At 47.8% G+C, this 24,820-nt stretch carries 15 protein-coding genes; 11 read left to right on the top strand and 4 right to left on the bottom strand.

Features of this window, described 5'->3' with window-relative positions; genetic code table 11:
- Positions 1–7: 7 nt before the first annotated feature.
- Positions 8–781, top strand: coding sequence for a substrate-binding periplasmic protein (locus tag NWE73_RS06305; RefSeq protein ID WP_277577445.1), 774 nt, complete (start codon positions 8–10; stop codon positions 779–781).
- A gap of 10 nt (positions 782–791) precedes the next feature.
- Here the strand turns inward: NWE73_RS06305 and NWE73_RS06300 are convergent, their stop codons facing one another.
- Positions 792–2,219, bottom strand: coding sequence for a substrate-binding periplasmic protein (locus tag NWE73_RS06300; RefSeq protein WP_277577444.1), 1,428 nt, complete (start codon positions 2,217–2,219; stop codon positions 792–794).
- Positions 2,220–2,384: 165 nt separating this feature from the next.
- On the opposite strand from NWE73_RS06300, the gene NWE73_RS06295 reads away from it, so the two are divergent.
- The 5 genes from NWE73_RS06295 to NWE73_RS06275 all read left to right on the top strand — a co-directional run bounded on the left by NWE73_RS06295 (position 2,385) and on the right by NWE73_RS06275 (position 7,339).
- Positions 2,385–2,954: a hypothetical protein gene (locus tag NWE73_RS06295; RefSeq protein ID WP_277577443.1), complete on the top strand. Its 570-nt coding sequence runs from the start codon at positions 2,385–2,387 to the stop codon at positions 2,952–2,954.
- 333 nt (positions 2,955–3,287) lie between these two features.
- A complete protein-coding gene (locus NWE73_RS06290) occupies positions 3,288–4,574 on the top strand; it encodes a ferric iron reductase (protein ID WP_277577442.1) in 1,287 nt (428 codons plus the stop codon).
- Between the two features lie 79 nt (positions 4,575–4,653).
- Entirely contained in the window at positions 4,654–5,340 is a 687-nt protein-coding gene (locus NWE73_RS06285; RefSeq protein ID WP_277577441.1) for a nitroreductase family protein, read from the top strand.
- 158 nt (positions 5,341–5,498) lie between these two features.
- Positions 5,499–7,040 carry a L,D-transpeptidase family protein gene (locus NWE73_RS06280; protein ID WP_277577440.1) on the top strand — a complete coding sequence of 514 codons (1,542 nt, stop codon included), beginning with the start codon at positions 5,499–5,501 and terminating at the stop codon, positions 7,038–7,040.
- Between the two features lie 2 nt (positions 7,041–7,042).
- The gene (locus NWE73_RS06275; RefSeq protein ID WP_277577439.1) at positions 7,043–7,339 is read left to right on the top strand and encodes a hypothetical protein; all 297 of its coding nucleotides are present in this window, start codon (positions 7,043–7,045) and stop codon (positions 7,337–7,339) included.
- A gap of 24 nt (positions 7,340–7,363) precedes the next feature.
- Here the strand turns inward: NWE73_RS06275 and NWE73_RS06270 are convergent, their stop codons facing one another.
- Positions 7,364–8,026, bottom strand: a complete 663-nt coding sequence (locus NWE73_RS06270) for an NADPH-dependent F420 reductase (RefSeq protein WP_277577438.1) — start codon at positions 8,024–8,026, stop codon at positions 7,364–7,366.
- A gap of 184 nt (positions 8,027–8,210) precedes the next feature.
- Between NWE73_RS06270 and NWE73_RS06265 the strand changes: the two genes are divergently transcribed.
- Entirely contained in the window at positions 8,211–9,764 is a 1,554-nt protein-coding gene (locus NWE73_RS06265) for an ATP-binding protein (RefSeq protein WP_277577437.1), read from the top strand.
- A 15-nt stretch (positions 9,765–9,779) separates the two neighbouring features.
- Here the strand turns inward: NWE73_RS06265 and NWE73_RS06260 are convergent, their stop codons facing one another.
- Positions 9,780–10,724 carry an ACP S-malonyltransferase gene (locus NWE73_RS06260; protein ID WP_277577436.1) on the bottom strand — a complete coding sequence of 315 codons (945 nt, stop codon included), beginning with the start codon at positions 10,722–10,724 and terminating at the stop codon, positions 9,780–9,782.
- Between the two features lie 202 nt (positions 10,725–10,926).
- On the opposite strand from NWE73_RS06260, the gene NWE73_RS06255 reads away from it, so the two are divergent.
- The 3 genes from NWE73_RS06255 to NWE73_RS06245 all read left to right on the top strand — a co-directional run bounded on the left by NWE73_RS06255 (position 10,927) and on the right by NWE73_RS06245 (position 13,339).
- Entirely contained in the window at positions 10,927–11,928 is a 1,002-nt protein-coding gene (locus NWE73_RS06255; RefSeq protein WP_277577435.1) for a hypothetical protein, read from the top strand.
- A 125-nt stretch (positions 11,929–12,053) separates the two neighbouring features.
- Positions 12,054–12,491 (top strand): metalloproteinase domain-containing protein, encoded by a 438-nt coding sequence (locus NWE73_RS06250; RefSeq protein WP_277577434.1) that lies wholly within the window; start codon positions 12,054–12,056, stop codon positions 12,489–12,491.
- Between the two features lie 278 nt (positions 12,492–12,769).
- Positions 12,770–13,339 (top strand): HPF/RaiA family ribosome-associated protein, encoded by a 570-nt coding sequence (locus NWE73_RS06245; RefSeq protein ID WP_277577433.1) that lies wholly within the window; start codon positions 12,770–12,772, stop codon positions 13,337–13,339.
- A gap of 34 nt (positions 13,340–13,373) precedes the next feature.
- Here NWE73_RS06245 and NWE73_RS06240 read toward each other — a convergent pair whose 3' ends face one another.
- Positions 13,374–13,697: a KH domain-containing protein gene (locus NWE73_RS06240; protein ID WP_277577432.1), complete on the bottom strand. Its 324-nt coding sequence runs from the start codon at positions 13,695–13,697 to the stop codon at positions 13,374–13,376.
- A 228-nt stretch (positions 13,698–13,925) separates the two neighbouring features.
- On the opposite strand from NWE73_RS06240, the gene NWE73_RS06235 reads away from it, so the two are divergent.
- Positions 13,926–24,770, top strand: a complete 10,845-nt coding sequence (locus NWE73_RS06235; protein WP_277577431.1) for a tail fiber domain-containing protein — start codon at positions 13,926–13,928, stop codon at positions 24,768–24,770.
- Positions 24,771–24,820: the final 50 nt, after the last annotated feature.

Here is a 24,820-nt window from a genome sequence, read left to right as displayed (position 1 = left end):
TTTTGAAATGAAACTACTGGGCCTGCCAAAATGGCTTAAAACCTCACTAGTCATTTTGCTTATTTCTGAATGCCTCTTTTGTTCTTTCAGCTTTGCCGCTGAGGTTCGAATGGGCTTCGGCGACAAGCTTCAGCCCTTTTGCCTACCCCAATCAAACTCTGGAATAAATGTGCAAATCATTCGCGAGGCCCTGGCATATCGTGGGCACTCCCTGGTCCCTGTTTTCTATCCGATGAAAAGAATCTCGACAGCCTTCATTGCCAAAAATCTAGATGGCGCGATGATTGATTCAGGAATTGACCTCGCCCCTTATGGCGGAATTTATGCAGAGCCTGCAGTGATCTATCAAAATGTCTTTATCTCTCTTAAGAAAAGAAATTTGCGTATTAATAAACCATCGGATCTCAAAGGTCTGTCCGTGATTGCCTTCCCCGGAGCTTTAGAGCGCTATCCTGAGTGGCTTCAACCCGTCAATAGAGCTGGAAAATATATAGAAACCAACGATCAGTCCCTACAGATTTTAACTCTCCAACACAATCGCTTTGATCTGGCTTTGAGTGATCGCCATATCTATCGTTACTTTTTCAACGAAACCGAAAGAAAGACTCATCAGGCATTGGACGAAGTCACAGAACATGAATTCACCCAAGCCAATTGGAAAGACTATCGCGTCGTTTTTCGAAATAGAACTGTCGCCGAAGACTATGAAGTGGGTCTTAAAGAACTCAAAAGAACGGGCCGCTATCAGGCCATCTTCAATACCTACTTAAAACCAAGATAGCCAAGCCCACTCACTTGGCCGTGTAATTACTCTTGATGACGGTCATTCGCCCTTCGGCAAGTATTTTCTTAAGCTGAGTATTGAAAACTTTTATAAATTGCTGCTTGTCGTGAAAGCGAGAGTTCTCAGAAAACGCCAGGTATGCGGGTTGTTCACTGAGCACAAATGTTTCAGATAGATTGAAGGACGAGAACTTCTGCAGGACGGGATGCTTGCTCTGCTTCAAATTGGCAAAAGCCCATTCAACAGAAAAAGAATCATTGATATAACAGTCTACATTGTGATTCGCCAATTGAATCAAACCTTGGGTATTATCCAAAACATCCACACGTGTAAAAGCGCCCTTCTCGAATTGTTGCGCCAGTCTGCGATCCAAAACAAAACCTTGAGTGATAGCCACCTTTAACCCTCGAAAAGAATCTGGGAACCGAGCGTGCTCTTTCAACTTGGGATCAGAGCAATAGAAAACCACCCTTTCCGTATTGAACGGCTCAGAGTAGACATCAATATAGGTCCGCGAAGGAATTCTGTAAGGAGGAAAAAGAGCCAAAGCCGCCCCTGTCTCCAACAATTGCAGTCCTCGCGACCAAGGAACCATTTCCAGCTTCACAGAAAAATGCTGTTTCATATTCGCGAAAACTTCCTGCAAAAGTTCGACATAGATTCCAGCAGGAAGTCCATCGGCAGTCACATAAGAGTAAGGTGGATAAGCCCGATCTCCATACACCGTCACTTGCAGCGGCTGCACTCGCAAAGTCGGAAAGCGTTGTGCAGCCTGATTGTACTGCAGCAATAGTTTTTGACTGTTCGGATACTTTTTTGAGAAAGCCAAATAGAACTGAGCTTTACCGACAGTGAAATACCGCAGATTTTTTCTGTGCAGCTCAGGATGAGTCGCCAACAGGCTTTCGGCAGCTCCTTTAAAAATGGCGATATAGGGAACTCGATCGCCAACTAATTGGCGGAACGAGGTCAAATCCGCCTTGGACTCTTCGCGCTGAATTCCAGCCATCGCATCAAATTCGGGGGAATAAGCATATCCTAAGGTTACTCCCACGCGTTGCCCCTTCAAATCAGAAAGTTGCGAAGCCCCTAGCCCCGGTGGAGTGGTCGTGTAAATCAAAACATCATCTTCCACCAAGGGAAGCTGCGGAAAATCAAACATCTTAATATTTTTTGCTGTCTTCGCCGTATGGAAACAGCCCAGGGTGCGGCCTTCTTCAGCCTCAATCAGACAGCGCGAAAAAGGAACCGCTTTAAACTCCGTGGAGATTCCGAGAATCTTAAAAATTTTACGGACATGCTCGACTGACTGGCCTACGGCCTGACCTCTGCTGTTCTTTGAGGACCACGGCGCCCAGTCGTCCTCGGTGGAAATAACAACTGTGGCTTGGGCCACATTCGCAAAGAATAGAGTCAAAAAGATTAGCAGTCTCATGGAACCTTACATACAAAACAACGTTACTTACAGTGATACATAGAGCCGGATCCGGAATAATGCAACTGGCGACTCCAAGGTGGAATACTTTTTATTTAACCACCCCAGACAGTTCTTTGCCAGCGTGTTTAAACTGTGTAACGATAAATTCACAGGGGGATAGTTATGAAAACATCAATAGTCTTTTCGATTCTTATTGCGAGCCTAATGGCTCATGCTGACATTGGCTTTAAAAGAGGAAATGACCGTACAGCGGTCCTTTCACAAGGTGACATCACCGTGCAATGTTCTGGCGACGCGCACAACCCACCCAATACTACTTATTCACGCTGCCAATTAGAAATATTGTCTCAAGGAGACTACGACTACTTCATCGGACCTCAACGCGTCCAAGGTGATGAAGTCACCTTAACCGCGACTCACTCGGACGGAAGTTCTCGCAGCAAAACCGTCGGATATGACTCCTCAACTGGGCAAAGTACGAAGGCCTTGAATCTTTGGGTTTACACGCTTCTGCAAAAGCCTTTACTGAACGCGGGGGACAACAAAATCACTTATGCTATTTCCTACAAAGGCAAGATCACAGCACGTGGGGAGTTTCTGGCCACTGTGAAAGACGGTGGAAAAAAGATCTGTCGACGACATGGTTACTATAGCTCGATGAATCCTTCAGAATGTCGATTCCCGCAAAACTTTTGTTCTCAGTTTTTTCAGCAGAACAACTTCTGCCTCTAATTAAAATTATTTTTTAAAGGCCACGCACTAGGTGGCCTTTTTTCTTTGCCTAAATGCACAGAAGAATGCCCCGGTTTTCAGACATACTTAAACCAAATGGGGTGGTACCAGGTTCGGTTGTGAAGGCTTATCAAATGGCCCTCATTCGCATCGCTCCGAAAGCAAAAGCCATCAAGGCAAAATACGAAGCGTTTCCAGAGCACTCTGAATAGAACTTAAACACCTTACTAACTTCTAGACAGAGTCCTTCTGGAACATCCACCCTCATGTCGTTTTAAATCATAGTCTCCATGGCATAGAGCTTGATATCTCCATTCTTAAGCGAGGGAATCTATGAAAAAACATATGTCGTTACTTCTTATTGGAAGTCTTTTGTTTTCAGGCCAAGTGGGTGCGATCACGCCCGCGGCAAAGGCTTTGGTGGATTTCGAAACAAAATCCAATGCCATCGCGACAAGAAGTAATGAAGCCATTCCCATGCCTCATTTTGAGATTCCATTGAACCTCGTGTCTTTGGATTTTGCTGATCGCTTTCCAGAATCCATGCGTCAACATTTAATCTTCCAGAAGGACGGACACAACTATGTTCGCTGGATCTTGAATCCTGAAGACACAAAGTGGTTCGTCGAGGTTGAAAACTATTTTAAAGAAAAAGGTCTGACACTTGAAAAGAAATATTATTTCACGGGGTATCAAACCGCTTCGCGTTCATACATTGTCGAGGATCCAAACAAGGAAATTCAATTCTCAGTAAAAAGCTCCACCAATAAGACCGGCGGCTTCTGGGCTGATAAAAAACAACCCATCGGTGAAGCCGACGATTCCCGTCTGAATGCTGACTTCCTTGATGGCATCGCAAAAAAACTGCATTTTGAACACTTAATTATCATGGATGAACCAGCTATCATGAAAATCGGCGCCATTGACCAGGCCGTGGTGATCCGCGATTTGAATGAAATCAATAACGAGAAATCAGGAAAAATCTATGTTCCTGGATTTTCGGTTTTACATGAAAAGACCGGACAAGAAATCGCTGCCAAGAACGGATCGAATGATCCTTACCAGTTCTGGAGCGAGCACTATGTGAAAGCCGTGGCCCGAGCTCTGGGCGAGTTGGCAGCAAGAACTGGTATGCAGTTCGATTCTCCTCACTCCCAAAATTTTTTGGTGGAGTTGGACGCTCAATACCGCCCCACAGGCAAAATTGTCTTGCGCGATCTGGCTGACTTTTACATTTACAGAGACATGACGGAAGTACTTCATCCCAACGCGACGGAATTTTTGACGAAGTTCTCTCAAAAAGGAAATGTTCTTAACAAGATTGCGGCGGGCTTTGGCCCCTTGCATGGCAACAACAATCCCAGCTGGATTCCTAACGAGAAATACGAGCTTTGGAAAGATGTTTTCTTTAAGGAATTTGAACGAAGTCTTTTTGAAAGTTCAGGTTTGAAACCTCAGGAACTTATGGCGTGGCAACCTGCCATCAATGGCAAATACTTCGGCAATACTTATGTGATCAGAAAAAATCCTGCATTGTCGCAAGACTTCTGGGGAAATATGCGTAAATTCCAAACTCCCCGTGGAATTTTAAATTGCTCCCACATTATGATGCTCGAATAGAAAATCTTTCTCCTTTGCTCCGCCTTCTTGATTGAGTATGTTAAGAAGGCAAAACCTGCATTAGCGAAGGATATTTAAAATGGACTTTTTTGAAGTGGTCAATAGGCGCCGAAGTGTACGACGTTACACCGGGGCTGCAGTTCCTGCAGAAGTGATGAACAAAGCTTTAGATGCGGCCCTCTTGGCACCCAACTCTTCCAATTTACAGACCTGGAAGTTCTATTGGGTCAGCTCTACCGACAAAAAGAAACAACTGGCTGAAGCTTGCCTTAATCAAGGCGCGGCTAGAACCGCTGACCAGCTATTGGTCGTCGTGGCTTCCCCTGATCTGTGGAAAAAAACCTCCCAGGCAATTTTGCAACAACCCGTTGCCCCGACCGCAGCGACGCAGTTTCGACAATACTATTCCAAGCTGGTTCCTTTCACCTACGGGTGGCGCATGGTGGCTCCTATCAAGTGGCTCATTTTTAATTTAATTGGCCTATGGAAACCCATCATGCGCAGACCTTGGTCTTCCCGTGATATTCAAGAGGTTTCAATCAAATCAGCTTGCCTGGGCGCAGAGAACTTCATGCTGGCCATTGCTGCGCAAGGTTTCGATACCTGCCCGATGGAGGGCTTTGATGAATCCCGCGTGAAGCGACTTTTGGGGTTGAAATGTTTTGAGCGCGTGGTGATGGTGATTTCAGTTGGAGAACGAGACCCTCAAGGCATTTGGGGTGAACGCTATCGCTGTCCTCGAGACTGGTTCATTCATCAAGTGTGAAGCATTTTTAGCAGTGCCCTTATTTGCCAACGTCTAATAGGAATTAAACAATTTGATTCTTTTGCTCCCTTCTGAAGGGTCTAAAATTGTATCTACCACGGCAGAGCTTTTGCAAACACCACTCTGTCGAGGTGATTATGCTAAAAAAGTCAGTTCTAATGGCTCTCGTGATAACTGGATCGGTGGCCGGGCTCAGCACCCCTGCCTATGCTCAGACCCTGACGGCACCAGTAGCGGGCACCGCTATTTCTCAAGACTATAAGTCTGCACTGCAGGCCTTGGATTTAAATTCTGTACGCGAGGCTTTGCTCAATATCTGGTCCCATGGATTAAATCCCAATGCCTATTGGAGTGCGGATTTAGAACAGGCCGCGAGCGCTGGCGCCCTGTCGCAATCCTCTGATGTCATTCTTGGTATTTATCTCAAAGCTCTTAAGGATGTTGCCAACGGCTCCGTGGATCCGCAGGGCTTGGCAACTGATATTAAAATCAAAAGAAAAGACTTCTTTACGCCAGAACAAATCCGCTCGCTGGTGGTGGCCAATGGTGGCAACGCAAGCCTGATCTTGGAACAGGTGGCGCCTCAATCTTCCGCTTATGTTTCCCTGCGCGAAGCCCTTCGTCGCCTCTACCCCCTTTTTCTTAAAGGCGGTTGGGAGCGTATCAGCCCGGTGAACAAAGAACTGTCATTGGGAGTGCGCCATCCAGTTATCGTAAAGCTTAAAGAGCGCTTAAGAATTCACGGTTACACCATTTCAAACTTGGACGACACTTTCGACCAAGAGATGCTTCAGGCCATCAATGATGTGCAAACAAATTTAAGAATGAAACCGGACGGAAAGATTTCCCCGGGTGGTCGAACGTGGGGATTCTTCTGGGTTTATAATGGTGAGCGTCTTCGTCAAATTCAGGCTGACATGGAAAAGCTTCGTTGGCTGCCACAAAGACTGGAAGACCGCCATATTTTCGTGAACACGGCGTTCTCGCATTTTGTTCTGACGGATAAAACCCAGGGACAAAACAAAGTCATGAGTTTTAAAACCATTAATGGAACCGCTCAACGCAAAACGCCTACGATGCGCGACAAGGTCACTTACTTAGTTCTGAATCCGACCTGGACGGTTCCACCAACGGTATTCATCAACGACAAAGTTGAACTGATAAAAAATTTGGATAATGAAGGAATTCGCAAATACTTCTCTGACAACAATTTCGAAGTCTATACTTCTGACTTTTCAAAAACCATTGACCCGACGACGATCAATTGGAAGGGCATCAATCCCGCGAATGTGGACTTCTATATTCGCCAAAGACCCAACTACATGAATGCTTTGGGTGTCGTTAAATTCATGATGACGAATCCTTATGCGATCTACTTGCATGACACGAATCAACGCGATCTCTTCTCGGAAGCTCAGCGTCTGCGCAGCTCGGGTTGCGTTCGCCTTGAAAAGCCCTTGGATTTGGCTGAGTACTTGCTCGCGGGGACAGATTGGTCCCGTCCTCAAATCGAGAACTTTGTCGTCAAACCAGGTCAGGTCATGCTGCAAGAGACTCGCGTCAATCTTAAGAACCCAATCTACGTTTATTTAATGCCTGTAACTTCACAATTGAATTCGGATGGAGTAATTCGTTTTGTGGAAGATGCGTACGGACATAATCAATTAATCTTAAATCAAATTAGAGGAATAGGACGGTAGTTATGATTAAATTTCTTTTGGCTGCTTCATTAAGCTTTTCATTTGCATCTCTTGCGAGCCTTTCTTCTGCTGTGGCTGCAGAAAGCGCCCAAACTTACGTCACGGGCGTTATCGAGCATGTTGAAGCCATGGAAAATGAAGCCATGGTGAAGGTCTCTGGCATCTCACAGCTTTTCATCATCAAAAATTTGATGAGCTTTCCAGAAGCGAAGTTGCAGGCTCTTATGAGCAGCCAGGAAACCAAAGCGACCGTGAAGTTGGTCGTGAAACAAAATCAAATTATTGACGTCATTCTGTAATCAATCTGCGCGGGCTTAAAATATTTAAGCCCGCTCTTTCTTTAAGAGCTTAAAAGCATGTCCCCATTGGTTGCGCAAAAAACCGGGAATGCACCAAAGCATGCACAATGGTTCGATGGCTCGAGCTCCTTCGACCGATCCCATATCTTCAGTCTCCCACCCAAACTGAGTCAAAATTTCCAGAACCATCGCCTTTGCCCCTTTGTCATTTCCACAGATAAACATGGTAGGAGCGCCTCCAGAAAAATGAGGCTCGACCATAAATTCATTCCCCACACAGGAAAATGATTTTACAAAGTTGGCGGCGGGAGCGGCTTTCTGCAGCCTTTCCATCAAAGACTCATTGGGACCCGTGAAAAAGTTGAGCACTCCATTCACCGGCGGAAGATCTGCAATGGGGTTGGTGGTATCAATCACCGTTTTGCCTTTCATAGCGTCAGAGGGAAGTCCCTTGACCACTGACTCTGCGGCGCTCCCCTTGACGGACAAAACAATCATATCGCCAAACCGAGCCGCTTCTTCGAAGGTCCCTATTGAGGCCCCTGGCGGCGACTTTTCTTTCCACTCCTTCAACTTAGAGGGCTCGCGGCTGCCGCGCATAACCTGGTAGCCGTTTTTTAGAAAGCCATTCGCCAGTCTTTCACCGACCGGACCGGAACCCAGCACCGCAATTTTTCGCATAGTCATATCCTACTCCCCTTGTTGCTATGAATACTCTATCGACTGCATTTGTTTTTCAGGAGGTCAGTTGTTGAAAATCAAGACGATGCTGTTGGTCCGCCTCTTTGTTAACATAGTTTAATTAGGCTTTTAAAAATGCCTGGAATTAAAATAAATTTCTGCCAACATTTTCAATCGACAGGATCTAAATATGACAAGTTTCATAAGTTCAAAACTTATAAAAACTGTCGCCCCGTCAAACAAGCCCAAGGCCATTTTCTATAACATTTTTGCGACAGCACTTATTGTGATTTTTGCCGCGGCTTTAAGAATCTGGCCACTGAATGTATTGGGTGCAAGTCTCGCGTGGTTAACCTTCTATCCCGCAATCATGATCGCATCACTTCTCGGAGGACTCTATTCCGGTCTTTTCTCGGTGGGGCTATCATGTCTCATCGTCATCTATGCGTGGCCCCTCCTCGCTCCTCGTCCCTTCGTCTCTGATTTTGCGGATTGGATAGGTTTGGTTTTCTTCATTCTGATCGGCTTGATGATATCCTTCATCTCTGAAGGTATCCGCCGCGCCAATGCTCGCGCCATTGCCGCACAAAAACAGGCTGAAACCGCGAATCAGGCCAAGAGCATCTTCTTAGCCTCCATGAGCCACGAGTTGCGCACGCCCTTGAACTCCATTCTGGGATTTTCAGAATTGATGAGAAATTCGACAACCATCGACGACGAACAACGAACCTATCTTGATATTATCAATCGTAGCGGCGAGCACTTACTTCAACTGATCAACGAAGTTCTGGATATGGCAAAAATAGAAGCGGGCCATACCATTCTTGAGATAAAACCATTTGATATCACAGAAACAATCCGCGATCTCGAGAGCATGATGCACCTGCGTGCTGAACAAAAAGGGCTCGAGTTGCAATTCGAGAGTTCCGCTGAAGCAGCCCATTTCATCGAAGGCGACGAAGGCAAACTTCGGCAGATCTTGATCAACTTGCTGAACAACGCGATTAAGTTCACCCAAAAGGGAAAGATTATGTTGCGCCTGCGCTTTCATAATCAGGATTCTTTGCAACAATTGATCATTGAAGTTGAAGACACCGGACGGGGCATCTCAACGCAGGACCAAGAGCGTATTTTTGAGCCCTTTGTTCAAGTCGATCCCAAAAACACCCAGAAGGGCACCGGACTTGGGCTGGCCATCGTAAAGAAATATGTGGATTTGATGCAGGGGAAAATTCAAGTCCACAGCGAGTTGAACAAGGGATCTGTTTTCCGCGTTGAAATCCCCGTACCAGAAGCAAAGACAAACCCCTCTGCCACGGGACTCTCTAAGAAATGGGTCGTGGGACTTGAACCCCATCAACCAGAGTACCGTGTCCTGATCGTTGAAGATCAGATTGAGAACCAAATTCTGCTAAGAAAATTACTCGAGAAGGCGGGCTTCAAAACTCAACTCGCTGAAAGTGGACAGGAAGCCATCGAGAAATTTAGCAAATTCAAGCCCCATCTCATTTTTATGGATCGTCGAATTTCGGGAATTGATGGCCTCGAAGCGACGAGACAGATTCGCTCACTGGAACACGGAAAAGAAGTCAAAATCATTGGCGTGTCAGCATCGGTTTTGGATGATCAACGAAAAGAAATGCTGTCCCAGGGAATGGATGATTTTATTTCCAAACCCTATAAGGCGGCAGAGATCTTTGACAGCATCGAAAAGAGCCTGCCCGTTCGTTACCTCTATAAATAGTGTTCAAGTCTCTTGTTAAGCGAGAGCGGGAATCAATTGCTCCGCAGTAACCAGATCCATGCAGTCCATCAACTCAACACTTTTTGCAGTCGGAGTTCTTTCACAGAATTTGATCATAGTCCTAGCGGGACCAATATTCACAAAGCGATTCACCTGCAGCTCATCCACCATCCACATGTAGGTCGACGACCAGTGAACAGCTCCCGTCATATTGCTATTCATATCCACTCGAAGATCCTCTGGGGTTTCAATCACCTTACGATGAGTGGACGAGACCATAGGGATGTTCCAGTGATTGATCTTAAAGCTTCCGAAATGAGTCAGGGTGCTGGTCATAGCCCCGGTCATAGCATGAGAATGCAGTGGTCGATTGCATAGAGGGCGAATGAGATATCTTTGCTGATTTTTTAGGTCTGCGGCCCAGGCATGGAGAACGTCATTTTTACCGACCACAAGAAAATGGACCGGTGTCTGGTAAACTGCGATATCTAAACCACAGGCTTCAATTTCCTGGATCTCTTCAGCACTTAACGGACTTAACAAAGACTTACAGCAGACCACCGAGCCATCAGTGACCTTGTCCCCTTCCCTGCCAAACAGGTACGTTCCGTAGAGCATCTCCTCAAAGCTCATAGCCCCCGAGCACACCGTTCGAGCAGCATCGCCAAGAGAGCACCCCACCAAATAATCAGGGGCAGAGTTTGTTTTGAGATAGCGATCGAACAAGCCAATCTGAGCCGCGGCACAGATAAAGGCCTTCAAAGGTAGCTGGGCTTGAAAATCCGCTTCTGAGGAAACCATATAGTCTTTTAAAGAGACCTGTCCCGCCGTCTCCTCCCAAAGAAACTTATGGGCCTGTTGGACCCTTCTTTGGACTTCGGGGATTTGCAGTGTGGAAAAACGCAAAGCCTCTGTATCCAGAGCATCTATTCCCGCAAACATCACGGCCGTCTTCGACATACTGATCTCCTGTTTTGAGTTTGAACGACTCTCTGTCTGCCACAAAATCACAACAAACTGTGAGCCTTGTTCAATTTGTAATGTGCAATGTGTGGCTACCAGATAAGCCTTTCACGCCTGTCTATTAACTTGTCATTGAATCCCAATTGGCCTAAATGTGTGCGGATTGAACTCACCAAATAAAATATAGGGAAGATCCATCATGAAGAATTCAATAATCTTACTTTTCTTGTATTTTACATTTTCCAGCATTTTGGTTCAGGCGGCGCTCAGCAGCGACTTCAAAGATCAGTCTTCATTCAACGAAGTCTGGCAGGTTGTTCAAGATACCACACAAAACTCTTTGATCGATGACAGTGAACGGTCGATTAAAAATTCCTATTCTAAAAATCACTTCCCGACTTATGAAATTAATTTTTCAAGATTTTTCTCTGTGACCAAATCGGGAATCCACGACAAATTGTCTGCCGCCACTTTCCGTACGCTTCACGATCATCGCGATTACTATCCTCGAATTGACAAGCTTCTGCATTCCAATGGAATCTGCTTTTCAGGAACTTGGAATATCACCCACTCTACGGAATACTCGGGCCTCTTTGCCAACAACACCGCAATTCCTTTAATTGCCCGCGCCAGCACCACTTTATCAGGAGTTCGTCGCGGCGAAAAAAGAGGTGCCGCTTTGGCTCTGAAGCTTTTTCCGACAACAACAAATGATACTGCGACTTTGACGCAAAATATTTTTGCCATCGATATGCTCGCTGGTCGTCACATCCGACATTTCACCGATGTCTCAATGACGAATGAGCCCGATTTCGGCTTGAGTTTGAATCTGCCATTGGGTCTTCATGTCCTTAAGAGCTTTTTAAAGGCCGATCAAAATCCCGGCTTCCGCCCGATCGATCATCTTGCTCAATTCGATGCGCAAGGACGTCAAGAGTTCCTGGTGCGCTCACCAAAATGGATTAAGTTCGAACCTCACTATTCCAATAAGACCTCTGACCATGCCGACTTCCGAGAAGAGCTCTTTGAATCTGCCAGCGATCAGCCGTTGAGGTACGATATCCTGGTGAAATCCGCGAAGGCTGATTTCAATGACAAAAAATCATGGCAGCGTGTTGGATATATTCTGCTTTCACAGCCAACCATCAGCTATGGTTGTGATCGTCAGCTTCATTTCCCGCACCCTCGAATCAATCCCTAAGGACGCATGCTAGGCGTCCTCCGTCTCCTGTATAAAAAATAGACAGCTGATATTCACTCTATTTGCCTCAGACCCTGGAACACCTCCTGCAGTTTTATCTGCGAATTCAAAACACAGGAGCTTTTATGAATCGTCCCCTTATTGCTTTGAGCCTCTTATTGTCGACCCAAGCCCATGCCTCCGCTTTTGATTCGATCAAGGATCAGGACATGCAGGCTTCTGCCTACTCTCTTCTGGTCAAAAATGCCGATCAAATTTCTCTTCGTGGCGACATTCGTGAGGGCGAAAAGCTCGCTCCTATCGTTGCTTCTGTTGAAGAATACTATCGCCAGATCGAAGAAGTCTTGATGAACGGTGGAAATCTTGAAACAGACCTGAAATCGAACATCGATCATGTCGATACTCGCTGTGAAAGAAATGAAACCAAAAAGGCCGCACAATGCGATCTAACAATTCAATTCAAACCCCTGGGTGAAACGACTGTTCGTTTCAACGTCGGTTTGGATTCTGACGACAAAGCTGTTGATATTTCTTCGACTGCCGAAGTTTTCCGCGGTGACTGATTTGACAATTGTCCGTAAATAAAATTGATTTCAGTTAACATTTTTTGGCCCTAATATTTAGGGCCTTTTTCTTTAGTTTCAACTGCTGAGGCCCGAAGAGGCAACAACATCTCAGCCATGGCGACAGGCCGCTCGACTTCAGGGTACACTCCTATCACCGTTACGCACCGAGAGCTGATTCCATTCATTCTGACACTTCTTTCCGTGCTGAAGTGCACAGAGATTTTTTCGCCAATTGCGGTAAACTATCCGTCAAGCACTACTCACGGAGATCACTCATGATCGATTTAAAGATTCAATTCTTGGGCTTTCCAGAATCAGAAGCTGTCTCAGCCGCAGTCTGGGACTATGTAGAACATTTGGAAAAACTTTGTGATCAAATAATGTCCTGTCATGTGGTCATCAATCGACCTCCACAGAAATCACATCAAGGAGGCATCTATCATATCAAGATTCGCCTCCACATGCGGGGGGCAAATATCATCATTGATAAAGAACCTGGGAAAAATCACGCCCATGAAGATGTTTACGTGGCCCTTCGTGATGCCTTCGATGCGGCGAAAAGAAAAGTCGAAGACTTCATGCGCATTCGCTCTGGCCGAGTTAAAACAATCGCAAAGCCCATGCACGCACGAATCATCCGCCTTCTGTTCAACGAAGACTGCGGTTTCGTTTTAGCCGAGGATCAACGCGAAATCTATTTCCATCGCAATTCCGTCCTCAATCAAAATTTTGACGATCTCAAAGTCGGTCAGGAAGTTCGTTTTTCAGAAACTATGGGTGAAAATGGCCCGCAGATCACCAGCATGCAAGTGGTCGGAAGGTCAGGACACAGAGTCTCGCTCTAGAAAGACTAGAGTAATTTTTAAAAAGTAAACTTTCCTACTCTGCCTTATAATGCGGAATTTCAATAATGGCACGATAGCCTTTCCGACCAGCGATCGACGCAATGATATTTCTGATTGCAGAAATATTTTTTCCGCGTGTCCCAATGATCTGCCCAATGCATATTTGCTCGCACGAAACATTGAAAACAGTCGTGCGCTCGCCCTGCATAATTTCAACTCGAATGCTATTAGGATCACTCACGAGCTCATTGAGTATTGTTAGCAGAAGAAGTCGATCAGCCTCACGGACATCACCCTCTACAGAACCATTGACCACTGATGCCGGCTTGCGAACTTTCGTAACTACTGGACAACCCATTAACGCCTCGTAGGTATGTTGAACATATTTTTTAGTTTAGAAAACAAATCGGCACAAAGTAAGACTTCCTCAAAAAACTATCGTTGCCCAGTTCGCAAGGCCTGCAACATCATTCGATTATCAACCGGCGCAGGCCGAGATCGAAGCGTTGCAACCGGCTATTTCGACCGCAACGCTATTATGGTCGCCCTACTTCAAAAAACACTCACATTGACCGAACTATTAAGCATGAAGAATATCAAGCTCGTTTCCATAACTTCATTATTAATTGTCGCGCTCGGCACCGCCGCCCAAGCCAACCCTGGCACTTTGAGCTATCAAGGTCGCATTGTGAAGTCTGATAAAACGCCCTTGACGTTCAACAACGTCAGCTTTGAGTTTCGTATCACTGCTGATAATGACGACAATTGTGTTCTCTATAAAGAGCAGGTCAACGGCGTGGATTTATCAAACACTTCTGGAGTCTTCGACGTCGTCATCGGAACGACCCCCCTCTATATAGCAACCGGCGCGGTAAACTTTCACGGGATCTTTCAAAGTGGTGTTGCTTTAACCTGCGAAAACTCGTCTACCTATACCCCATCAGCGACTGCCAACAGAAAGTTGACTGTACGGTTCTGGGATGGAGCCACCTGGAATACACTCAATGAGAAGATCGCGATCAATTCAGTTCCCTTTGCCAGCCAAGCGGAAAGAGCCAATATAGCCACTTCTGCCAATGACTCATTAAAGCTGGGCGGTGTAGATGCCGCCAACTTCCTGCAAAAACCTGCCGCGGCCTGCGCCGCTGGGGTCATCGGTTTTGATGGCACCTCTTTAACTTGTACTCCTATTGCCTCCCTCACCGTTGATTGGTCTGCTATCGCTAACAAACCGACTGCCTTCGCACCTTCCGCCCACACCCACGGCGCGGATGAAATCACATCAGGCGCGGGAAAATACTTTTCATATGCTCCAAATGGAACTGCTTGTGCCACCAATGAAATTCTTAAATGGAATGGCACTGGCTGGTCTTGTGGAACTGACAATACGGGATTGAGTGCCGCCATCACTGACCTAACCGGAGATGTTTCTGCTTCGGGAAATGGATCTGTGGCTGCGACTGTAAATTCCGTTGGCGGAAAAACCGCCGCGCAGATTGCCACGGCGGTTGATGATATCAATAACGCCGCCACTGTCTATTTAGCAAAAGCTGGTGGCACTATGAGTGGTGACATCAATATGAATGGGCAGCATTTAACAAACACCGGCTATATCACCATGAATCCTAGCGTCACCTTGCATTTATCGAACAATGCAACCGCCCCCTCTGGACTGAGCGGAGCGGATAAAGGGAAGGTCTGGTTCAACTCGGCCTCGAATGCCATCGAATACTGGGATGGATCCGCCGTCAAAACTATTAGCGAAGGAACTCAAGCTTCCGAATTGAGTTCGATCACAGGAACAGGACTGGTCGTTCGAAATGGTGTTGGCAATTACACGACCGCGGGTGTGACCGCTCCCCTCGCCATGGTTGCGGGGAATTTGGTTTTAAATAATACCGCCGTAACTGCGGGCTCTTATGGATCCGCTACTCAAGTGGGAACTTTCACAGTCGATGCCCAGGGTCGTTTGACGGCGGCTTCGAATGTGACTATGACGCCCGCTTGGTCTTCAATCACTGCAACCCCAACCACACTTTCAGGTTATGGTATCACCGACGCACAATCTTCAGCTCTGGCGGATGGAAAGATTTTGATTGGTAATGCTTCCAACATTGCCACCGCTCAAACTGTATCTGGCGATGCGACGCTGTCTAATGCGGGAGCTTTAACATTGGCAGCATCGGGTGTGACTGCGGGAACTTATTCTAAAGTCACGGTCGATGCGAAAGGTCGCATCACTGTTGGTGCAAATATTGGCTCAGGCGATGTGACAACGGCACTAGGCTTCACTCCCCTCGATAAAGCAGGCGATGTCATGGCTGGCCCATTGGGATTAAATAAAGTCACTGCTGATCCAACAGGCTTAGCTGCTGGTGATAAAGGTAAAATGTGGTACCGCACGGATACCAATGAAGTGAAATACTGGGATGGCTCTGCAGCCGTTGCACTTGGTGTTGCCGGTGCCGGCTTAACTTCATTCAATGGCGAAACCGGATCATCACAAACTCTGACAACACCAGGAACTGCGGGTACTGCTCCCGCTTGGTCGTCTTCTGGGAATATGCACACATTGAATATTCCGATGGCTTCTTCCGTAGGAACAACTGCGGGTCTTCTTAGTAAAACAGACTATGATTCCTTCGCGGCAAAACAACCCGCAGGCAACTATGTCACTGCTTTGACTGGTGATGTAACGGCTGCTGGTCCCGGCTCTGCCGCGGCAACCATTGCTGCGAATGCGGTGACGACTGGGAAGATCTTAGATGGGACTATCTTAGGTGCAGATTTAAACTTTACTGGAGTGAATACCGCGACTTCTGGAATTGCAGTCGTCGATTCGACTGGCAAATTCAATAACTTTGCCTGCGGAACTGCAGGTCATGTGGCGACCTGGACTGCAACTGGTTGGGCCTGTCAGGCACCGGCAACAAGCGGAACTGTAACAAGTGTTGCGACTGGCACAGGATTAAGTGGTGGTCCCATCACGGGCTCTGGCACCATCTCATTGGCAAATACAGCTGTGACTTCTGGGGCCTATGGCTCTGCAATACAAGTTGGTACTTTCACAGTCGATGCTCAAGGTCGTTTGACTGCAGCAAGCAACGTCACTGTGACTCCGGCTTGGTCTTCTATTACTGCGACGCCTACAACTCTTGCTGGCTACGGTATCACGGACGCTCAATCTTCAACATTGGCTAACGGAAAAATTTTGGTGGGTAACGGTTCTAACATCGCGACAGCCCAAACTATGACCGGCGATGCGACTTTGTCTAACGTTGGTGCTTTAACCTTGGCTAGTTCTGGCGTTACTGCTGGCACTTATTCAAAAGTAACAGTTGATGCAAAAGGAAGAGTGACCGTTGGCGCCAACATCGCATCTGGCGATGTAACGACCGCATTGGGCTATACTCCGCTCAACAAAGCCGGCGATGTGATGTCAGGTCTTTTGGGCCTTAATGGAGTCGCTGCGGATCCTGGCGGACTAGTCGCTGGCGACAAAGGTAAAATGTGGTATCGCACAGACACCAATGAAATAAAATATTGGAATGGCTCTGCTGCCATTGCACTCGGCATCTCTGGTGCTGGTCTTACTTCATTGGGAGGACAAACCGGATCAACCCAAACTTTTGCTGTAGGTACTGCAGGAACAGCGCCCGCGTTTAACTCAGCATCAAACACACACACGCTGAATATTCCAATGGCCTCTTCTGCAGGAACCACTGCGGGTCTTTTAAATAAAACTGATTATGATTCTTTTGCTGCCAAACAACCCGCGGGCAACTATGTCACCGCTTTGACTGGCGATGTGACTGCGGCAGGTCCGGGTTCTGCCGCGGCAACCATTGCTGCCAACGCCGTGACCACTGGGAAAATTTTGGATGGAACTATTCTTGGTGCTGACTTGAACTTTACTGGCGTGAACACAGCGACCTCAGGAATTGCCGTTGTGGATTCAACCGGCAAGTTCTTTAACTTTGCCTGCGCGACCGCGGGCCATGTTCCAACCTGGACGGCCTCTGGTTTCGCCTGTCAGGCTCCGACTCCCCTTCTTCCTGCTTTGACCAGCGGAAAAATTTGGGTAGGTGATGGCACCAATACAGCAGTTGCTCAAACGATGTCTGGGGATGCCACTCTTTCAAATGTGGGTGCAATCACTTTAGCAGCTTCAGGTGTAACTGTAGGAACTTATTCGAAAGTCACTGTCGATGCAAAAGGTCGCGTCACTGTAGGCGCCAATATCGCGTCGAGTGACGTAACATCTGCCTTGGGATATACCCCACTTAATAAAGCTGGCGATGTCATGACTGGCAGCATTGGGTTAGGTAACTACACTAATGCGACAGAAACAACTTTAGTTTCTGGCTATGGAGTTGGCGACAAAGGTAAAACTTGGTTTAACACGACAACAAACCAAGTAAAGTATTGGGATGGTTCCGCAGTGCAAGCCCTGGGCATCTCTGGTGCAGGCCTCACTTCCTTGAATGGTCAAAATGGTTCCACACAAACTTTTGCTATTGGCACCTCCGGCACCGCACCGGCATTTAGTTCGGCGACGAACACACACACGCTGAATATTCCGATGGCCTCTTCTGCAGGTACGACTGCAGGTCTTTTGAATAAAACGGATTATGATTCTTTCGCTGCCAAACAACCCGCTGGCAACTATGTCACCGCTTTGACTGGTGATGTGACTGCGGCAGGCCCGGGTTCTGCCGCGGCAACCATTGCTGCGAACGCCGTGACCACTGGGAAAATTTTGGATGGTACTATTCTTGGTGCTGATTTGAACTTTACTGGTGTGAACACCGCAACTTCGGGAATCGCGATCGTGGATTCAACTGGAAAGTTTAATAACTTCGCCTGCGGAACTGCAGGTCATGTCGCGACTTGGACTGCGACGGGCTGGACCTGTCAAGCACCGGCAACAAGCGGTACTGTGACCAGTGTCGCAACTGGAACAGGATTAACTGGTGGGCCTATCACAGGAACTGGTACGATTTCACTGGCCAACACAGCTGTCACTGCTGGTGCTTATGGTTCAGCTACACAAGTTGGAACATTCACCGTCGATGCTCAAGGACGTTTGACTGCAGCTGGTAACGTCACCGTGACTCCGGCTTGGTCTTCTATCACTGCGACACCTACAACTCTTTCTGGCTACGGCATCACTGATGCTCAATCAACGACGTTGGCCTCAGGAAAAATCTTGGTAGGTAATGGTTCAAATGTCGCGACAGCTCAGACAATGAGTGGCGACGCGACCTTGTCAAATGCTGGTGCATTGACACTCGCTTCAAGTGGCGTGACTGCGGGAACTTATTCTAAAGTCACTGTCGATGCTAAAGGTCGCGTGACCGTGGGCGCAAACATCGCTTCCAGCGATGTTACAACAGCACTTGGATATACACCTCTCAACAAAGCCGGTGATGTAATGTCAGGTCTTTTGGGTCTTAATGGCGTTGCCGCGGACCCTGGCGGACTAGTCGCTGGCGATAAAGGTAAAATGTGGTATCGCACTGATACCAATGAAGTTAAATATTGGAATGGATCCGCTGCCGTTGCGCTGGGTGTGTCTGGTGCTGGTCTCACCTCACTAAACGGGCAAAGTGGTTCGACTCAAACTTTTGCCATCGGAACTTCAGGCACAGCTCCGGCATTTAGTTCTGCGACGAATACGCACACACTGAATATTCCGATGGCTTCTTCTGCGGGAACTACAGCAGGTCTTTTAAATAAAACTGATTATGATTCTTTCGCGGCGAAGCAACCTGCAGGAAACTACGTTACCGCTTTGACTGGTGATGTAACGGCGGCAGGTCCGGGTTCTGCGGCAGCAACTATTGCTGCTAATGCAGTGACAACTGGGAAAATTTTAGATGGAACGATCTTGGGTGCTGATTTGAACTTCACTGGCGTGAACACTGCGACTTCGGGTATTGCGGTCGTGGATTCAACTGGTAAGTTCTTCAACTTTGCCTGCGCGACTGCAGGCCATGTTCCAACTTGGACGGCTTCAGGTTTTGCCTGCCAAGCACCAACTCCCCTTCTTCCTGCTTTAACCAGCGGAAAAATTTGGGTGGGTGATGGAACGAACACAGCTATTGCACAAACAATGACCGGTGATGCGACTCTTTCAAATGCGGGTGCATTGACGTTAGCCGCTTCAGGTGCAACTGCAGGAACTTATTCTAAAGTCACTGTCGACGCAAAAGGCCGCGTCACAGTGGGCGCGAATATCGCTTCAGGTGATGTCACAACAGCCTTGGGCTACACCCCGGTAAATAAAGCTGGCGACGCAATGACTGGTGCCTTGACCATGAATGCGACCAATGAAATTCGCTTTGCTGATACGGATTCTTCTAACTATGTTGGTTTCAAATCCCCAGGTGTTGTCGCAGCCAATAAGGTTTGGGTTCTTCCTGCCGCGGATGGAACTGCGAACCAAGTTTTGAAAACGGACGGCGCTGGCAACTTAGGTTGGGCTTCAGATTCTGGTGGCTCTGTAACGAGTGTTGCGACCGGCACAGGACTTAGCGGTGGTCCGATCACAGGCTCTGGCACAATTTCTTTGACGAACACAGCGGTAACTGCCGGCTCTTACGGATCAGCTACGCAAGTTGGAACATTTACGGTTGATGCTCAAGGTCGTTTGACTGCCGCAAGTAACGTCACTGTGACTCCGGCTTGGTCTTCTATCACTGCAACTCCAACAACTCTTGCGGGTTACGGTATCACTGATGCTCTATCAACTACTTTGGCCTCTGGAAAAATCTTAGTGGGTAGCGGTACGAATGTAGCGACCGCTCAGACAATGACTGGCGATGCGACCTTATCCAATACCGGAGCATTGACGCTCGCAAGTTCTGGTGTGACTGCGGGAACTTATTCTAAAGTCACTGTCGATGCCAAAGGTCGCGTAACCGTGGGCGCAAACATCGCTTCCGGCGATGTGACGACAGCACTGGGTTATACTCCGCTCAACAAAGCTGGCGATGTGATGACTGGTTTGTTGGGTCTTAACGGAGTCGCCGCGGATCCAGGCGGTCTTGTGGCTGGAGATAAAGGTAAAATGTGGTACCGCACCGATACGAACCAAGTGAAATATTGGGATGGAGCCGCCGCGCAAACTCTTGGAGTTGCAGGTTCAGGTTTAACTTCATTGAATGGTTTAAGTGGATCAACGCAAACATTTGCAATTGGCACTGCGGGCACCGCTCCTGCATTTAGCTCGGCGACAACCACTCATACGTTGAATATTCCAATGGCATCAACCGCGTCAGTGACGGCGGGCCTGATCAGCAAAACAGACTATGATGCCTTTAATACAAAACTTGGTACAGCGAGCACCTTCAGTGGTGATGTGAGCGGGACAAGCAGCACGATGAGTGTCGATAAAATCAAAGGCAAATCTATTGTGCCAGTCGCCTATTCTGCGGGACAGGTTCTTCGCTATGACGGCACCAACTGGGTCAATGCTCTTCTCAACATCGGCACCGACATTACAGGAACTCTTCCTGTCGCCAACGGTGGCACGGGTGCCACTTCAATCGGATCTGGGAATTTGATGGTTGGTGCGGGAACCGGTGCCGTGACGTCTCTGGCTGCAGGTTCGGCAGGAAATGTTGTATATGCAACCGGCATCACTTCTTGGGCGAGTGGCACTCCTGACACCGCAGGTCTGGTCGATAAAACTTCGACTCAAACGATCAGCGGCGCTAAGGCTTTCACAAACTATGTGCAAATGTCTGCTGCAAATGAAATTCGTTTTGCAGATACAGATTCTTCCAACTATGTCGGCTTTAAATCCCCTGGTGTTGTTGCAGCAAATAAAATTTGGACTTTACCAGCAGCAGATGGTTCTAGCGGACAAGTTCTTAGCACTGACGGTGCTGGAACTTTGGCTTGGAGCAATCAGCCTGCAGGCCCTGACAATCTTGGCAATCACATCGCGACTCAAAATATTCAATTAGGTTCATTCTGGCTCAGTGGCGATGGCGGAAATGAGGGCATTCGCGTTGATGCCAGCGGAAACGTTGGCGTCGGCACCGGAACCCCAGAATTCAAACTTTCACTGAGTGGCGACGGCGGGATTCTTTCCACAGGAACATTTGGCAGCGGCGCCTCTCTCGTAACAGCAGGAGCCGGCACAAGAATGCTATGGTATCCGAAAAAGGCAGCATTTAGAGCAGGTACAGTAACCGCGTCTGGCGAGTGGAATGATGTCAACGTAGGAACTTACTCGACTGCTTTTGGATATGCGACGCAAGCTTCAGGACAATATTCAGTTGCTGCGGGTAATGGAGCTTACGCTATCGGAAATAGCTCTATCGCTATGGGCGGCGCCTACTCTTCAGGTGCAAATTCTGTTGGTCTGGGAAGAACTGCAAATGCAATTGGTTATTCCGCAGTAGCTCTAGGTGACAGTACTTATGCGGGCGGTGACTACTCGACGGCTCTGGGCGGGAATGCTCGCGCGGACGCTATGTACTCAACTGCCATCGGACGTTTTAATGTTGGCGGAGGAAACGCAACGACATGGGTTGCGACAGATCCTTTGTTTGAAGTCGGGATTGGAACCAGCGGAGCCGCCAAAGCCAATGCTGTGACTGTTTTGAAAAACGGCAATGTCGGTATCGGAACAACCTCCCCTGCCGCGCCTCTCGATGTTAAAGGAGCGATGCGATTCACCGCTTCCACTTCTGGTTATGTAGGATTTCAACCTGCGGCAACTTCAAGTAACGTTGTTTGGACTTTGCCTGCTGGCGACGGAACAGCGAACCAAGTTTTAAAAACTGACGGCGCCGGAAACTTAGGATGGACAACTCCTTCTGCTGGCGGTATTACATCATTGGGCGGATTGACAGCTTCCGCTCAAACATTTGCAATTGGCACTGCAGGAACCGCGCCGGCATTTAGCTCGGCGACAAGCACTCATACTTTGAATATTCCCATGGCATCAACCGCGTCAGTGACGGCGGGCCTTATTAGCAAAACAGACTATGATGCCTTTAATACAAAACTTGGTACTGCTAGCACCTTCAGTGGTGATGTCAGCGGCACCAGCAGTACGATGAGTGTTGATAAAATCAAAGGGAAATCTGTTGCGCCCGTCGCTTATTCTGCGGGACAAGTTCTTCGTTATGATGGAACCAACTGGGTCAATGCTCTCCTCAACATCAGTACTGACATTACGGGAACTCTTCCTGTTGCCAACGGAGGCACTGGTGCCACTTCAATCGGCTCAGGGAATCTGATGGTTGGTGCGGGAACCGGTGCTGTCACTTCACTTGCAGCGGGTTCCGCAGGAAATGTTGTCTATGCGACAGGCATCACCTCTTGGGGTAGCGGAACTCCCGATACTGCTGGTCTCGTTGATAAAACTTCGACGCAAACGATTAGTGGTGCAAAAGCTTTTACTAACTATGTTCAAATGAGCGCACAAAATCAACTTCGCTTGGCAGATGCTGACTCCTCAAACTATGTCGCTTTAAGATCCCCAGCAACTGTGGCGGCTAATGTGGTTCTTACTGTGCCAGCCACTGCGGGCACCAGCGGTCAGGTTTTAAGTACTGATGGCACTGGAACACTTTCTTGGATCACAGCCCTTACCGGTGCAAATGGCTTCCTCAATGGTGGCAATAGCTTTGGCGCAGCTGCAACCCTTGGTACAACTGACGCATTTGCATTGAATCTTGAAACAAGCAACACGACCAGAATGACAGTCGGAGCTACTGGTAACGTTGGTATCGGAACTTCGAATCCTACTGACAAGCTTGTTGTATCGGGCTCGCAAGGCCCCGTGTATTCAACAGTTGAGAACACTGACAATCAGTTTGGTGATTGGACTGCAATGCAAATTAGTGACTATGGTAGTGGTGGAAATAATGGACTTTGGATCAATAGCGCCATGGGGACAAAGGCCGCCCCAACAGCGGTGACTGCCGGCAATAATCTTGGTCGCTTTTGGTTTGCTGGACACACTGGAAGCTCCTTCGTAGATTCTGCGGGAATTAATGTGACAGCCCAGCAGACCTTTACGACGTCAAACGCTCCTTCAAATATGTTGTTTTATACAACTCCAATTGGCACTGTAAGTCCGACAGAGCGTATGCGCATCAATTACGCAGGTAACGTCGGCATTGGAACAACAAGTCCACTTTCACGTCTTGAGGTGAACGGCACTTCTTCAGCTGTTGCCACGTCTGGCTCCGCAGCCAATGGAATCCTAAGAATAAACCAAAGTTCAGGAAACTATGTCTTAGACATGGGAATCGACACCTTCTCACCAAACGCCTGGATTCAATCTCGATCCTCGGCTGACTATACAAGCAAAGGGAGCTTATTGTTGAATCCAGCAGGTGGGGGCGTCGGCCTTGGCTCGACAAATCCTGGATTGTTAGTCGCCAGCACAAATACCAATGGTGGACTCCTTACAGTCACAGGGAACAGCGCCGCCAGCCCGTCCTCTTACGGCGTTCTTGCGGTAGCCTCAAATTATTCTTCCTTCGCGGCGGGCTCCATCGGTGGTGAAATAAGATTTAGCACAGCTAACAATGCAGGATCTTCGTCGAATCGAGACCTTGCAGTCCTCACATCAGCGGCTTCGGGAGCTGGTGGGGCCAATGGCTATGGAGCTTACTTAGCGTTTAAAACCAAGCCTGATAACATTGCTGCGCCTGCAGAGCGTATGCGCATCGATAACGCAGGTAATGTCGGTATGGGTACGACGAATCCGATCTACAATCTTCATGTCTATAGCACCTCTGCTACAGCGAGCATGGTCGAAGGTTCATCAGGAGCCACTGTCGGCGCGAAATACACAGGAGGAGCTTACGCAGGACTGTTCGCGAACTCGAGCAATGCAGGTGTTGGAACTGTCACTAACCATGATTTTTATATCAATACAAATAATGCGAACAGGGTCACTGTGCTTGCTGGAGGTAGCGTTGGTATTGGAACCCTATCCCCAGGTTACAAACTGGATGTTCAAGGTGGCGATATCAACGCTTCCGGCAGTGTGCGCGCCGCAGGTGTCGCCCTTACTTCCGACAGACGCTTTAAAACAAATATCGAGACGATCACGCATCCCCTTGAAAAAATACTGGCTCTGCGTGGGGTCACCTATGACTGGAGACGAGCGGAGTTCCCTGAAAGACAATTCTCTGCCCGCAAACAACTTGGCGTGATCGCCCAAGAAGTTGAAAAGCAATTCCCTGAAGCTGTTGATACTGACAAGAAAGGATACAAATCAGTCAACTACCCTTCTTTGATTGCACCGATCATCGAAGCGATCAGAGAGCTTGCGAGCTTCAAAGACGAGCAAAGCAAGATCAACAACGAGCTTATGAAGGAACTCAAAGACTTACGTGATATGAACAAAGAGCTTAAGAAAGAACTCGATGGAGTGAAAACTCAGTGCAAAAAGTAAAATAGAGGTTCAGGTTCTATTCTCTTTCATCTCTTCCTGCGCTAAGATCA

It is taken from the genome of Bdellovibrio svalbardensis (assembly GCF_029531655.1).
GTDB lineage: Bacteria > Bdellovibrionota > Bdellovibrionia > Bdellovibrionales > Bdellovibrionaceae > Bdellovibrio > Bdellovibrio svalbardensis.
The sequence above is the reverse complement of the archived record's forward strand: the minus strand, read 5'-3'. Positions and strand labels throughout refer to the sequence as shown.

What these genes read in the sequence shown, in the direction of transcription:
- NWE73_RS06305 (WP_277577445.1), top strand. Translation starts at nt 8, where the DNA reads ATGAAACTACTGGGCCTGCCAAAATGGCTTAAAACCTCACTAGTCATT.
- NWE73_RS06300 (WP_277577444.1), bottom strand. Translation starts at nt 2,219, where the DNA reads ATGAGACTGCTAATCTTTTTGACTCTATTCTTTGCGAATGTGGCCCAA.
- NWE73_RS06295 (WP_277577443.1), top strand. Translation starts at nt 2,385, where the DNA reads ATGAAAACATCAATAGTCTTTTCGATTCTTATTGCGAGCCTAATGGCT.
- NWE73_RS06290 (WP_277577442.1), top strand. Translation starts at nt 3,288, where the DNA reads ATGAAAAAACATATGTCGTTACTTCTTATTGGAAGTCTTTTGTTTTCA.
- NWE73_RS06285 (WP_277577441.1), top strand. Translation starts at nt 4,654, where the DNA reads ATGGACTTTTTTGAAGTGGTCAATAGGCGCCGAAGTGTACGACGTTAC.
- NWE73_RS06280 (WP_277577440.1), top strand. Translation starts at nt 5,499, where the DNA reads ATGGCTCTCGTGATAACTGGATCGGTGGCCGGGCTCAGCACCCCTGCC.
- NWE73_RS06275 (WP_277577439.1), top strand. Translation starts at nt 7,043, where the DNA reads ATGATTAAATTTCTTTTGGCTGCTTCATTAAGCTTTTCATTTGCATCT.
- NWE73_RS06270 (WP_277577438.1), bottom strand. Translation starts at nt 8,026, where the DNA reads ATGACTATGCGAAAAATTGCGGTGCTGGGTTCCGGTCCGGTCGGTGAA.
- NWE73_RS06265 (WP_277577437.1), top strand. Translation starts at nt 8,211, where the DNA reads ATGACAAGTTTCATAAGTTCAAAACTTATAAAAACTGTCGCCCCGTCA.
- NWE73_RS06260 (WP_277577436.1), bottom strand. Translation starts at nt 10,724, where the DNA reads ATGTCGAAGACGGCCGTGATGTTTGCGGGAATAGATGCTCTGGATACA.
- NWE73_RS06255 (WP_277577435.1), top strand. Translation starts at nt 10,927, where the DNA reads ATGAAGAATTCAATAATCTTACTTTTCTTGTATTTTACATTTTCCAGC.
- NWE73_RS06250 (WP_277577434.1), top strand. Translation starts at nt 12,054, where the DNA reads ATGAATCGTCCCCTTATTGCTTTGAGCCTCTTATTGTCGACCCAAGCC.
- NWE73_RS06245 (WP_277577433.1), top strand. Translation starts at nt 12,770, where the DNA reads ATGATCGATTTAAAGATTCAATTCTTGGGCTTTCCAGAATCAGAAGCT.
- NWE73_RS06240 (WP_277577432.1), bottom strand. Translation starts at nt 13,697, where the DNA reads ATGGGTTGTCCAGTAGTTACGAAAGTTCGCAAGCCGGCATCAGTGGTC.
- NWE73_RS06235 (WP_277577431.1), top strand. Translation starts at nt 13,926, where the DNA reads ATGAAGAATATCAAGCTCGTTTCCATAACTTCATTATTAATTGTCGCG.